At 40.2% G+C, this 11,732-nt stretch carries 15 protein-coding genes; 6 read left to right on the top strand and 9 right to left on the bottom strand.

The window, feature by feature from the left end; genetic code table 11:
* Positions 1-199 precede the first annotated feature (199 nt).
* The 3 genes from LDM93_RS08930 (at position 200) to LDM93_RS08920 (ending at position 1,552) form a co-directional block, all read left to right on the top strand.
* On the top strand, positions 200-379 hold the full coding sequence (locus tag LDM93_RS08930; protein WP_223892048.1) for a hypothetical protein: 180 nt from the start codon (positions 200-202) through the stop codon (positions 377-379).
* Positions 380-450: 71 nt separating this feature from the next.
* Entirely contained in the window at positions 451-1,137 is a 687-nt protein-coding gene (locus tag LDM93_RS08925; protein ID WP_223892047.1) for a Bax inhibitor-1/YccA family protein, read from the top strand.
* Positions 1,130-1,552, top strand: coding sequence for a thiamine-phosphate pyrophosphorylase (locus LDM93_RS08920; RefSeq protein WP_223892046.1), 423 nt, complete (start codon positions 1,130-1,132; stop codon positions 1,550-1,552). Before LDM93_RS08925 ends, LDM93_RS08920 begins: the two co-directional genes overlap by 8 nt.
* Here LDM93_RS08920 and LDM93_RS08915 read toward each other — a convergent pair.
* Complete coding sequence (locus LDM93_RS08915; RefSeq protein WP_223892045.1) at positions 1,524-2,246, bottom strand: methyltransferase domain-containing protein; 723 nt, start codon at positions 2,244-2,246, stop codon at positions 1,524-1,526. The genes LDM93_RS08920 and LDM93_RS08915 overlap by 29 nt on opposite strands.
* 119 nt (positions 2,247-2,365) lie before the next feature.
* Between LDM93_RS08915 and secG the strand changes: the two genes are divergently transcribed.
* From secG to pyrE, 3 genes are all read left to right on the top strand, one after another.
* A complete protein-coding gene (secG, locus tag LDM93_RS08910) occupies positions 2,366-2,707 on the top strand; it encodes a preprotein translocase subunit SecG (protein ID WP_223892044.1) in 342 nt (113 codons plus the stop codon).
* A gap of 111 nt (positions 2,708-2,818) precedes the next feature.
* Entirely contained in the window at positions 2,819-3,376 is a 558-nt protein-coding gene (gene frr, locus LDM93_RS08905) for a ribosome recycling factor (RefSeq protein ID WP_223892043.1), read from the top strand.
* A 2-nt stretch (positions 3,377-3,378) separates the two neighbouring features.
* A complete protein-coding gene (gene pyrE / locus LDM93_RS08900) occupies positions 3,379-3,996 on the top strand; it encodes an orotate phosphoribosyltransferase (protein ID WP_223892042.1) in 618 nt (205 codons plus the stop codon).
* Positions 3,997-4,125: 129 nt separating this feature from the next.
* Here pyrE and LDM93_RS08895 read toward each other — a convergent pair whose 3' ends face one another.
* The 8 genes from LDM93_RS08895 to LDM93_RS08860 are packed head-to-tail and all read right to left on the bottom strand — an operon-like array spanning position 4,126 to position 11,723.
* A complete protein-coding gene (locus tag LDM93_RS08895; RefSeq protein ID WP_223892041.1) occupies positions 4,126-4,686 on the bottom strand; it encodes a type II secretion system protein J in 561 nt (186 codons plus the stop codon).
* Positions 4,687-4,691: 5 nt separating this feature from the next.
* Complete coding sequence (locus LDM93_RS08890) at positions 4,692-6,203, bottom strand: GspE/PulE family protein (RefSeq protein WP_223892040.1); 1,512 nt, start codon at positions 6,201-6,203, stop codon at positions 4,692-4,694.
* Positions 6,203-8,188 (bottom strand): type II secretion system secretin GspD, encoded by a 1,986-nt coding sequence (gene gspD / locus LDM93_RS08885; protein ID WP_223892039.1) that lies wholly within the window; start codon positions 8,186-8,188, stop codon positions 6,203-6,205. The genes LDM93_RS08890 and gspD overlap by 1 nt, the downstream gene beginning before the upstream one ends.
* Positions 8,175-9,002: a PDZ domain-containing protein gene (locus LDM93_RS08880; protein ID WP_223892038.1), complete on the bottom strand. Its 828-nt coding sequence runs from the start codon at positions 9,000-9,002 to the stop codon at positions 8,175-8,177. The genes gspD and LDM93_RS08880 overlap by 14 nt, the downstream gene beginning before the upstream one ends.
* The gene (locus LDM93_RS08875) at positions 8,986-9,501 is read right to left on the bottom strand and encodes a hypothetical protein (protein WP_223892037.1); all 516 of its coding nucleotides are present in this window, start codon (positions 9,499-9,501) and stop codon (positions 8,986-8,988) included. Before LDM93_RS08875 ends, LDM93_RS08880 begins: the two co-directional genes overlap by 17 nt.
* The gene (locus LDM93_RS08870) at positions 9,489-9,890 is read right to left on the bottom strand and encodes a hypothetical protein (protein WP_223892036.1); all 402 of its coding nucleotides are present in this window, start codon (positions 9,888-9,890) and stop codon (positions 9,489-9,491) included. Before LDM93_RS08870 ends, LDM93_RS08875 begins: the two co-directional genes overlap by 13 nt.
* Positions 9,887-10,813, bottom strand: coding sequence for a hypothetical protein (locus LDM93_RS08865; RefSeq protein WP_223892064.1), 927 nt, complete (start codon positions 10,811-10,813; stop codon positions 9,887-9,889). Before LDM93_RS08865 ends, LDM93_RS08870 begins: the two co-directional genes overlap by 4 nt.
* A complete protein-coding gene (locus LDM93_RS08860; protein ID WP_223892035.1) occupies positions 10,800-11,723 on the bottom strand; it encodes a hypothetical protein in 924 nt (307 codons plus the stop codon). Before LDM93_RS08860 ends, LDM93_RS08865 begins: the two co-directional genes overlap by 14 nt.
* Positions 11,724-11,732: the final 9 nt, after the last annotated feature.

Below are 11,732 nucleotides of genomic sequence, written 5' to 3'. Positions count from 1 at the left end.
ACTCAGCCTAGGTCTCTGTGTTTGTGGACGCGTATTATAGCACCGAACTTTATCCTTGTCAAGGGTTTTTCGCGAAAATATGAAAATTTCTTTAAATTCTTTTTTTACTTACATCATTATATATAAAATTCACTCTCTATGCCTAATATTAAAGTATAGTATTTTATAATTCTAACCAGTAAACACTCAAGGAATATGTATGCGTCTGTTTTTTCTACTCCCTGTCCTATTCTTTTTATCTGCATGCATGGATACAGCTGAAGTACCTACTTCAGGTGCTGAAGAAAAAAGCATCACACAGATTCAAAGCAACAAGACAGAGGCAGTGGAAGCACAGGATGAATACAAAAAGTTACAGGAAAAAAGAGGAAATGAGTAAATTCCATTATTAACCTTAGATTAATCTCCGTGGACTATACTTTGCATTAAATTAACAATTGAAGGAATATTATGGCTTTATATGATAGAGACTATACGTCAGTAGAAGCTGGCTACGTTCAAGAAGGCGCATCTGTAAGCTTTATGAAACAAACATATCAACTCTTGGCTGCGAGTATGATCGCTGCAGCAGCGGGGGCTTATGCAACGATGCCTTATGCTGAGACGATCATGCAATACAAGTGGTTCATTTTTGGTGCAGAACTTTTAGTACTTTTCTTTGGACTTAGCATGACAAGAGGTAAGGCTGGACTTAACATGGCTATGCTTTTCATCTTCACTTTTTTAACAGGTGTCTCTTTGGTACCACTTTTGGCTACACTCATCGGTGCAGGTAATGGTGCGGTAATAGGGAATGCTTTCCTTATGACCTCTGTTCTTTTTGGTGCGTTGAGTCTGTTTGCTATTAACAGTAAAACAGATTACTCAAGTTGGGGAAAACCGCTTTTCATCACGCTGATCGTAGTGATCATCGCGTCACTGGTAAATATGTTTATACTTCAAAGTCCGATGATGCATGTCATTATTACTGCAGGTATCTTACTTTTATTTAGTATCTTTACTATCTATGATACACAGAACATAGCTAATGGTGCATACGACTCACCGGTAGATGCAGCGGTGTCTCTTTACCTGGACTTCTTAAATATGTTTACAGCACTCCTCCAGCTTCTTGGAATCTTCGGAAGTGATGACTAAAGAAGAGACTTCGGAAAAGGTTGCGCGTCTTATCGATGCCAATCTTAACCGACTTAAGGAAGGTATACGGGTGATAGAAGACATCAATCGTTATATCTATGATGATCAATCTTTAACTTCTGCCCTTAAACAATTACGACATAAACTTCAGCCTGCTTATGACCAAAATCGTTTACAATACAGAGATATAGAAAATGATGTACAAAAAGAGAGTATTACTTCTGAATTGTCTCGCAGCAGTATCAATGACTTGGTCATAGCAAACTTTTCAAGAGCCCAAGAGTCTGCACGTGTCCTTGAAGAGAGTTTTAAACTGATAGACCATACCTTGTCGGAACTTTTCAAAGAAGTCCGTTATGGTTTGTATGCGGTAGAAAAATCCTTTTTTATGCAGAAGGAAGCACTAAAGAAGTAGCTTTCACAAACAACACTTCAAACTCCAGATAATCCAAAGGATAGTTTTTCATCAGTTCTTTGGTCTGTTTGTATGTCAACTGTTTTTCTCCTCCGCTTACCCCACTTTTTTTAATATAGTGAAACATTGCGCGTACACTCTCAAAATGAAGTTTATATTTTTTTACTTCAAATTCAGCACAATAATATTTCTCGATCGTCTCTCTCAATAAAGCTTCAGAATAAATAGGTGAACTAATTTGGGCTGTTTCATGTAAGGTCTTGAAAGTATTGGATGTAAAAATAGCAAAATAGGCATGGGATGACTTTTTTGAGATCTCAGAAAGCGTGAAATCCAGATCTTGGCTCCATTGTAAAGCGGAAGAGGAGAGAAGAAGATTCCCTGGTGAAAATGAAAGGTTCTCAAATGTTTGAAGCTTATTGAAATCTGCACATATTTTTTTGATCTTCTTTGAAGAGGGATGTATCTCCAGCATCTCGGGAGAAGAGTCCAGCACAAGAAGCCGATCAAAGGAAAGATTATGTTTCTCCAGGTTCTTATAGACTTCTCCACTGCCACATCCAATATCTATAAGCGTCGTATAATGTGAAAGAGGCAGCTTTTCTACCAATGCTTTGGCAACCTCTGCCTGGATGACATTATAGCTATCATACTCATGTGCAAAACGAGAAAACTCTTGAATAACATTAGACATGGGTTCTCTCCTTTGTCACGAAATGATGCTCTTCATCGCCATTTCAAACTTTTTTAGGTATAATCGCCGAAATTATACCCAAATTTCAATGGGCTATCCAATCATATAAAGAGGCATAGATGACATCAACACTTTTAATCGTACAAATCGTACTTGCAATAGCGATCACAATCGCAGTACTGCTACAAAAAAGTTCAAGCATAGGGCTTGGCGCATACAGTGGAAGTAATGAATCTGTATTTGGTGCAAAAGGACCAACAGGTTTTCTTGCAAAACTTACTTTCACACTTGCCTTTGCATTTATCGTAAATACTTTAGTATTGGGATACCTGTACACTACAGCAAATACTTCATCTGTTGCAGATAGTATTGTTCCTGCAAATAATGCCGCGGTACCAGCAGTGCCAGCAACACAAGAAAATACTGCACCTTCAGCACCAGCTGCACCCACTGCAAATTAACCTTATATAAAGAAGTTTTCCTTCTTTATATATTCCTCCCGATATACTATCTAAATACATAACAAGGTAAAAAAGGGTAAAATTTCCCTAAATAATGCCAAGGAGAAAGTTATGGTAAATGAGATCTTCGAACAGACAAAAGAGAATATGCAAAAAAGTATCGATGCCCTTAAGCGAGACTTTGCGACACTTAGAACAGGAAAAGTCACGACTGGTATCGTAGACAATATCAAAGTAGATTATTACGGCACGATGACTGCGTTGAACCAAGTAGGTAATGTTATCGCTACAGATGCGACTACCATTAGTATCACTCCTTGGGAGAAATCACTTCTGCCAGATATTGAAAAAGCGATCCAAGAAGCAAATATCGGTGTAAACCCTAACAATGACGGTGACTTCATCAAACTCTTTTTCCCTCCAATGACAAGCGATCAGAGACAAGAGATCGTTAAGCAGGCAAAAGGGATGGTTGAACATGCAAAAGTCGCTGTTAGAAATGTTAGAAAAGATGGCAATGACAAGATAAAAAAACTTGAGAAAGACAAAGAACTCAGTGAAGATGAGTCAAAAAAAGCGCAAGATCAAATACAAAAATTAACCGATGAGCATGTAGCCAAAATAGATGAGGCTTTCAAAATAAAAGAAGCTGATATCCTTAAGGTTTAAATATGCAAAAATCCTATGATGTAGAAAAAGCATATAAAGAGGCAAATGCTCTTCTTGAAGGTCACTTTCTTCTAGCAAGCGGCAATCACTCAAACAGATATCTTCAAAGCGCCAAGGTCCTTGAATATCCTAAAAAGGCCTCTTTGCTCACTGATGCTCTAGCAGAGATGATCCGGTCACATGGTATTGAAGTAGATACTGTGTGCGCACCTGCTTTAGGGGGTGTACTTGCAGGTTATGAACTTGCACGTTCACTTGATGTGCGTTCTATCTTTGTTGAGAAAAAAGAGGGAGGTATGGAGTTACGTCGTGGTTTTGAAGTAACAAAGGGTGAGAAGATCATCATCTGTGAAGACATTATCACAACTGGCGGTTCTGCATTAAAAGCTGCCCATGCCATAGAAGCACTAGGTGGTGAGGTTGTTGCTTTCGCATCACTGGCAAACAGAGGTTTTTGTAAACGCGTAGGTAGTGAGAGCGAAGCAAAAGAAGAGTGCAGTCTGCCAAATAATGTACCACTCTTTGCACTTGATGATTTTACTTTTGAAATGTTCACTCCAGAGGAGTGCCCTATGTGTAAAGAAGGAAGTACTGCTATCAAACCAGGGAGCAAAGGGTAAACCCTTTTCTCCTTCACTGACTTACCATACTATATCTCTATCTTGTAGTTCCCAATACTCTATTTTCCATTTAATATATCTCTTTTAACAAAACTTCATTAGATTATTTGTAGAAGGGAAAGACATATTTTATAGAGGTGTTTTCGGAATCGTTGTTGTATTTTTGTCTGCAAGTGCTTTCTTTTTCACAGGCTTAGTAATACCCTGTAACATAAAACTGATAGGTTCCTTTCCTTGCTGCTGTATCAGTACCAGGATCTTGTCTTTTTCATGGTAGAGATCAAAGACCTCTATCCCCGTCATGACAGGGTCAATTTCAACTTTTTCTTCTGTACGTAGGGGTAAATGGTATGCATTTCCTTCTATTCGTGCGAGCGTATTCTCTTTTTTAAGCACGATCCAACAGACTTTTGCAGAAGGTAATGCATAAAGAGAATTGCGTGTCTTTTCGATGCAGACTCTGCTGAATTCATCTTTTGTAATCGTGATATTTCCATCAGAATCTATCATATCCAAATACAATACTTTGGTGGCATTGGTGGTTTTTTTAGACTTTTCCAAGTATTGTGCAAGTTGTTGATTGGAATCTTGCATCATATCTACAGAAGAAAAAAGGGCTACGATCACGATACCCATAAGGGCGATAGAGATGAGCACTTCTAAAAGGGTGAATGCTTTACGGTTATGCATTGACCTTAGCCGTCCATAAGCCCGACACGTATGGCTTCTTCATAGCTGGTTTGCCCCTCTAAAAGCATTAGTTTGAGCTTATCAGCGATGGTCTTCATACCTTCTTTCTTCATCGCTTCTCTTATTTGATGGTCATTGAAATCATCTTTCATCATCTTTTTCACTTTATCATCAATAATAAAAAGTTCTCCAATGGCCTGTCTGCCTTTATAGCCTGTAAAATCGCACTCTTTACACCCTACGGCTTTAAAAAAGAGCTTTTCTTCAGGCACCCCTATCTCTTGTGTTATTGCAGGGGAAAGCATTGTCTCTTCTTTACAGTGCACACAAAGTTTACGTGTAAGCCTTTGGGCCAGTACTCCCAACAGCGTAGAAGAAACAAGAAAGTTTGCTATGCCCATATCCATCAAACGACTTAAGGCTGACGTCGCATCATTGGTATGCAGGGTGGAGAGAAGCAAGTGTCCGGTCAATGCTGAACGCAGCGCAATTTCTGCTGTTTCATTATCACGTATCTCTCCCACCATGATAATATCCGGGTCTTGTCTCAAAATAGAACGTAACCCTGCCGCAAAGGTCAGCCCTACTTTGCTGTTTACCTGTATTTGAGAGATGTTGTCTGCATTGTACTCTACGGGATCTTCTACGGTAATGATATTCTTATCCGGTGTGGAAATATGCTGAAGACAGGCATGCAGGGTGGTTGACTTACCTGAACCTGTGGGTCCGGTTACCAGTATCATACCATGTGCATGGTTGAGCAGTCTATAGAGGTCTTTTGTGACCTCCTCTGCAAAACCTAAAGATTCAAGTGTTGGGATATGCTCTGTTTGTGCAAGGATCCTCATCACGATCCTTTCTCCATGATAGGTAGGGAGTATGGAAACCCTGACATCAATACTTTTCCCGGAAATTGCCAACTGTGTACGTCCATCCTGAGGCACTCTTTTCTCAGAGATATCTAGGTTTGATATGACCTTGATACGGTTAATGACCAAGGTCACAATACTTTTATCGAGATCAAGATGTTTTTTAAGCGCACCGTCTATACGCAAACGTACTTCACCCTTCTTATCTCCGCTCTCAATGTGAATATCACTTGCCCCTTTCTGGAGCGCTTGGAAAAAGAGTGAATTGACCAGCTTGATGATAGGTGCAGACTCTTCACTTGAAAGCAGGTCCTGTGAATTACGGATAAACTCAAGCAAATCAGACTCAACTTCTATGAGCTCCTCGGAGGTCGTTGCCATCTCATCAAAGTCGGATCCTGTCTGGATCTCTAAAAATTTATTTTTTAATCGTTCGAAACTTTCAGCATCTACGAGTGTGATAGGATAATCCAACGAGAGTTTTGACAGATAGTTCAGTGCATCACCCAGTGTCTTTTCCTCAACGATACATGTTTTGACATCATCTATCATAGAGAAAAGCAAAGAGTGCTTGAGTGCCAGCTTATGGTTTATCTCTTCTTCCCATAAAGGGTCAAGGTTTACATCCTGGAGACGAGGGAAATGCATCACGCTTCCCCTAAGATACTTAAATTGCTTTTAGGTTTTCTCTGTATCCTTCTGCTTGCTGGAACATTTGCTTCTTCCACAGAGATCCCTGTTTTCTCTTCCAGTGTCTTTTCGAAAAAAGCATTATATCTTCCCTGGACCTCTTCCAGTTCTGCCAGCATACTTTTTAACTTTTGGAGATCACCACTTTCTCTCACGATATAAGGGGTAAGATAGATCACTACGTTTTGTTCACGTTCTTGATCTGAAACATGTGAAAAAAGGTATTCGCCTATGATCGGAATGTCTCCCAGTAATGGCACCTTTGAGACCCCTTTACCACCAATTCTTTTGATCAAACCACCCAAAATGATCATCTCACCATTATTCACGATCGCATTGGTCTTCACGGTTCGTTTTGTCGTCGTTGGTCTGTCTGCTGCAGCTTCCGAACCAGGAAGTACATCCTCAAGTATAGTTTCTACCTCTAATGTCACTTTGTTGTTGCTCGAGAGTCTTGGTTTTACTTTTAGACTAAGACCGATATCCTCTCTTGAATAATTATTGACCACATTGGAGACACCTGTCGTGGATTGCTGTGCCTGTGTCAAGATAGATCTTGTCTGTCCTACATAGATCTCTGCTTCTTTGTTGTTGGTACAAAGAATAGAGGGTTCACTCAGGATACGAGCTGCACCATTATTTTCTAAGAGATCAAGGGTAGCACCCAAGGCAAAGACCTTGTCCACTGCATCAAATTTGAATGCCGGATCCGTCGTCGTAATGGCATTACCATTATTATCTAAAACTGTCGTGGTGGCATTTGTATTCAAAAACCCCAAAAGTGCAGGAGACATTTGCAGCGCCGAAGCCCCCAAATTCCCAGCCAGAGTATACAGACCGTTGGAAGTAATGGCCCCGCCGTTAAATCCATATTTGAATCCTACCTGTTGGGCCATATCGCTGTCAACCTCAACGATCTTCGCTTTAACATACACCTGTACTTTAGGTATATCGATCCTTCTTATCGTGTCCCTGATGTTCTTCATCTGTTCTGCCGTTGCAAGCAAAACCAATGCATTTCTTTCGATATCAGAGACGACCATGGCTTTACTTGGTGGTGTACCGCCTTTTACAGGTGCTTTAATCGCTACACTATTCATTTGGGAGATCAGTTTACTCATGATCTTCTCCATCTCTTCAACATTGGAATTATTAAGCCTGATCACATACATTTGCTGTGTTGTGCTCTCCCCTTTAATGTCCAGTTGCTTGATATACTTGATCATACGGTTGTTATTCTTTGGTTGTCCTACCAGGATGATGGAATTGGTCGCATCATCTTTAAAGATATCTACTTTTTCACTCTCGATCGTTTGAGGGAAGATCTTTTTTGCCATATTTTGCGCATTGGCATACACATCTTTCACGCTGGAATTTTTCAGTTTCAATACAACCGATTTTTTTTCGCCTGTTACCTCCACTGCATTGATCACCTTAGCAATGGATTCCAATACTCTTGGGGTTGCCGTGACGGCCAAAACATTATTTTCTTTAAAAGAGATCACTTTTGCACTTCTGTCCAGAAGCGGTTTGATCTTTGCACGAAGTACAGCGGCATTGGTGTTCTTTAAAGGGAACATAACCGTTTTCATGGTCTCCCCTTTAATAGAGCTGCTTACTTCAAGTCCCTCTCCTGCTGCGTCGGTGCCTTTTACCACTTTATAATACTCACCCTGGTCTATGATCGTTAAGCCTTTGCCCCCCAAAATAGAGTTTGCCAAAGAGAAGAGTGCACTCTTTTTAATGGGCTTTGTTGAGACAAAGTTGATCTTTCCTTTAGGTTCTGCTTCGATCAAAATATTCTTTTGTGTAATTTTAGAAACCATCTCAATGAAGTCGCTTACACTCAGGTCACGGAAATTCACATCTACGGTCTCTTCTTCCGCATGTGATCCTACAGACAATACCAACAATATACTCAATACAATTTTAGTTAACTTCATATTCTAACTCCATTTCTTCTTTACCTCTTTGAATAACCAATGTCAGGTTATCGATATTTGAAATATTTTTATACACCTCAAAAGCAGCATTGTAGCTATCTATCTTTTGACCGTTTATCGCCTTGATTACATCACCTCTTTGGATCCCAAGCTTCGCAAAAGGTGATCCTTTTCGGATAAAGGAGATACTAAAACCTTCTAAATCTTTGCCTTTTTTGATTTCCCTAATACCAATGTTCTTATAAATATCATCCATATTTTTAGCATAATGATCCAACAATGATCGGTCTACGATCTTGTGATCCCCTGCATCTACTATTTCACCTTCAACTTGATTTTCTGAAGAGGCTGAAGTTGCAGAAGGCTGAGCACTTTTGATGCTTCCACTATCCTTTGTACTGACGATCAAATTGATCTGATAGGTTTTTGCATTTTTACGAAAAGTAGCATAGTTGCTTCCTGCACCTTCAAGTACAAATCCATTGATCGCTTCACCTTTGGCAAGCACTTTTGTTGTACGTTTGTATTGTACTGTCACGACAGTGACATCTGAAGCATTGTAAACAGCCAAAAGTTTGATATCTTTAATACTTCCTGCAACAGGTCTCTTCTTGGTCGTAGGTGCCATTGCATCATTTGGGCTTAACTTGACTCTATAGTAAAGGGCTTTTACTCCCCTCTCTTCACTATGCTCTACTCCCACCGTCGGCAACCACAGCATTTCAACTGCGAACCACGCCATTTTAATCACAAGTAACAGGATCAAAAGCGACCAGACCCCTTTGATTACTTCAGGTTTAAAAAGATGTTTCATAGGTCCATCCTTTTTCACTTTTTTTCAACTGAGGCTTTAACATCTCTATGTGCTTACTCTCATTAAAGTCCAACAGTATCTTACGCACATTAATATCGATCGCACCTGTCACTCCACCAAATGAGCCCTGTGCATCCACAGAAACCTTCAAAGGAGATAGGATGGAGTGGGAGAGAAGTGCTTTTTGGGTCTCTTGCGGCACCATCCTTTTTAATGAGTCATCTACATGGAGGCCCTGCAGTTCCAGGCTACTATAGAAAAGTAAAGTACACAGGTCCATCTCTTCAATGGTTGCCACAGGGATACCTTTAAAGTACACAGTGACCTGATGCAAATTTAAAGAGAAAAATCCTTCATCTATCTTCTCTTCATTGAGTTCTAACCCATGCTTGGCAAGTTCTTCTTCCAGCTTATAATAAAACTCCTGCTTAGGCATCAGTACCAGTATGGCAAACCAGGCCACTATCAATGCGATACCACTTTTTTTTACCATTTGCATTTGAACTCCACATCGTAAGATGAAGCGACTTTTTGAATTTTAAGCTTTTGTATCTCTACGGGTACATTTAAGATTTTGGTCACTAAGGTATTTAACTCTCTTGATGTTAAATTTTTATAGCTTGCTGTCACCTTTTTGTTTTTATAGCTCCATTTGATCTTGGAAGCAGGAACAAGCGTCTGAAGATTCTCTACTTTTTTACCGGTTTTCGTATCCGACCATATCTTCTTCAGGGAAACGACCTCTTGGATCTCTGCCACAGAGTGCTTTGCTTCAGCGATGCTTTGGGCCTGTGACGAAACCTGTGCCGTTTTGTACCCATAGGCAGCCAGCATGAAAACAAATGCAATCAGTGCAATCAACTCATTCTGATATCTTTTCCAAGTCATAGTGTACCTTCTATCTTCAAGTCATGACTCCCTGAAATGGCTGAAGTTTTCAGTTTGTTCTTTGTTGCCAATAGATTCAGACGTTTTGTTATCTGGGCATCTTTACAGGTAAAGTGTACTTTGTAGCTCTTGGCATTTATCTCCAAAGAAGAGAGTGTCACGCCTTTAAAGATCATCCCTGATACCATTTTAACGATCTCTCGTTTTTTTCGTTCTGTTCTGTCGATCGTTTTATATTTTGTGAGGATACTGTCTCGTGTATATTTACTCTGCAAAGCAGGATTGGATGAAAGCAGCTCTTGCATTTTTGCCTCTCCTGCTTTAGAATCATCACTATAACGACTACCTTCAACAAAGAACATCAGTGCAAAAAGTATAAAAATGGCTGCGAGCATCGAAGCCTGTTTCAGAGTCAGTACTGAACCGTATGCACCGGAGAGGACGATACCTTTTTTAGGCGTAAAACTATTGTTGAAGACCAGTGAAGTGCCATTCTCCTCTGTGAGAGCTTCTCTTGGGATGACCACTACCGTATGGTCCAAAGAGACCAGTGCCTCATGCTCTCCCAGCCATAGCGGTTTATCGAAAAGGTCGACGGATTGCTGAGCAAAAAAGAGTTTGGAAACGTGTTCCAACGCAAAGCCTTTACTCTCTAAAAAGGCTGTGATCTTCTCTATATCATAGGCCAGAAAAACCCACGCTTCATCCTCTTTCCATACCATATACTCATAATGTCCACCTGCTTCAAGCAGACCGTCAAACAGTGACGGTGCGATCTTCTTGGCCTGATACGCGTATCGGAGAGGCAATGCTTCTTTTTTAAGCGTGTAGAACTGTGGCGGCAGCATGACATTCACAGCCTCTGTCAATGACACAGGTTTCATAGAAGGATGTACAAGAAGTAACTCTTTATTGTTTCCCATAAAATTCAAAATATTTTGCCTCTCCCTGAATATATTCAAATCTAAATCCATACTGTTCGTCTGCCACAGCATAACGTACGGAGCATTCTGCCGCTTCTAAGAACGTTTCGCCCGCAAGAATACTTTTTCTTTTTTCATAGTCTCCACCATTTTCACGTACAAAGTTTTCCAATGTACCTTTGTCTACAAGCGAAGTCCACTCTTCAACTACTGATACATCCATATCAAACAGGTATGCGAGTAGTTCCGGAGAACTGTATTGGGCATCTACTTTGTCTGCTTCAGGTGAAAAACTAAAAAAAATTTTCCATGGCACAGTCCCTATCTCCGGATCATCTATCTCAAACTGGTAACGGCTTATGATATCTGAGAACTGCTTGTAAGATATAATACCGTTTTTTTGGTGAAGCCTGCTTTGCTCTCTTTGCACCCATTTATCTTTTTCCCCTATCTCTTCAACCAGCATCTCATGCAGTCTTCCCGGATCCTGTATGTTATAGTCTTGGACAATGGCTTCAAAAAGCGCTTGTGCTACGGAACTATAGGCTGCTTTTTGAGCACTGTTCTCTAACCCGAGCCAGTTGATATTCACCCCTTTATATAAGGGTTCACACTGTAACTGCAGTGAAAACCTGCCCTCTGGCGTCCGTAAGGGCAAAGATGTGTTGTATAGTACAGAAAAAAGGGTTTTTTTATTTTTAAACCCTTGAAATATATTTGTTATATTTTTATAGTATATATCTGCTTGTATCAGTGCTTTTGACTCAGTAGCATCCTGTTTGACTTCCTCAAAATAACTCAAAAGTACGGTGGTCAGCGCGATGATAACGGCCAAGACCGACAAAGTGATCAGGAGGGCAAACCCTTGTCTATGCTTAACATCGTTTTGGGGTGGCTGGGTTTTATCCATCTAAAAGCT

This window comes from Sulfurovum sp. TSL6 (assembly GCF_019972115.1).
In the GTDB taxonomy this organism is placed as follows: domain Bacteria; phylum Campylobacterota; class Campylobacteria; order Campylobacterales; family Sulfurovaceae; genus Sulfurovum.
This window is presented reverse-complemented; position numbering and strand designations above follow the sequence as displayed.

Excerpts from the sequence above, each read along its gene's own strand:
- LDM93_RS08930 (WP_223892048.1), top strand. The coding sequence starts at position 200 with ATGCGTCTGTTTTTTCTACTCCCTGTCCTATTCTTTTTATCTGCATGC.
- LDM93_RS08925 (WP_223892047.1), top strand. The coding sequence starts at position 451 with ATGGCTTTATATGATAGAGACTATACGTCAGTAGAAGCTGGCTACGTT.
- LDM93_RS08920 (WP_223892046.1), top strand. The coding sequence starts at position 1,130 with ATGACTAAAGAAGAGACTTCGGAAAAGGTTGCGCGTCTTATCGATGCC.
- LDM93_RS08915 (WP_223892045.1), bottom strand. The coding sequence starts at position 2,246 with ATGTCTAATGTTATTCAAGAGTTTTCTCGTTTTGCACATGAGTATGAT.
- secG (WP_223892044.1), top strand. The coding sequence starts at position 2,366 with ATGACATCAACACTTTTAATCGTACAAATCGTACTTGCAATAGCGATC.
- frr (WP_223892043.1), top strand. The coding sequence starts at position 2,819 with ATGGTAAATGAGATCTTCGAACAGACAAAAGAGAATATGCAAAAAAGT.
- pyrE (WP_223892042.1), top strand. The coding sequence starts at position 3,379 with ATGCAAAAATCCTATGATGTAGAAAAAGCATATAAAGAGGCAAATGCT.
- LDM93_RS08895 (WP_223892041.1), bottom strand. The coding sequence starts at position 4,686 with ATGCATAACCGTAAAGCATTCACCCTTTTAGAAGTGCTCATCTCTATC.
- LDM93_RS08890 (WP_223892040.1), bottom strand. The coding sequence starts at position 6,203 with ATGCATTTCCCTCGTCTCCAGGATGTAAACCTTGACCCTTTATGGGAA.
- gspD (WP_223892039.1), bottom strand. The coding sequence starts at position 8,188 with ATGAAGTTAACTAAAATTGTATTGAGTATATTGTTGGTATTGTCTGTA.
- LDM93_RS08880 (WP_223892038.1), bottom strand. The coding sequence starts at position 9,002 with ATGAAACATCTTTTTAAACCTGAAGTAATCAAAGGGGTCTGGTCGCTT.
- LDM93_RS08875 (WP_223892037.1), bottom strand. The coding sequence starts at position 9,501 with ATGCAAATGGTAAAAAAAAGTGGTATCGCATTGATAGTGGCCTGGTTT.
- LDM93_RS08870 (WP_223892036.1), bottom strand. The coding sequence starts at position 9,890 with ATGACTTGGAAAAGATATCAGAATGAGTTGATTGCACTGATTGCATTT.
- LDM93_RS08865 (WP_223892064.1), bottom strand. The coding sequence starts at position 10,813 with ATGGGAAACAATAAAGAGTTACTTCTTGTACATCCTTCTATGAAACCT.
- LDM93_RS08860 (WP_223892035.1), bottom strand. The coding sequence starts at position 11,723 with ATGGATAAAACCCAGCCACCCCAAAACGATGTTAAGCATAGACAAGGG.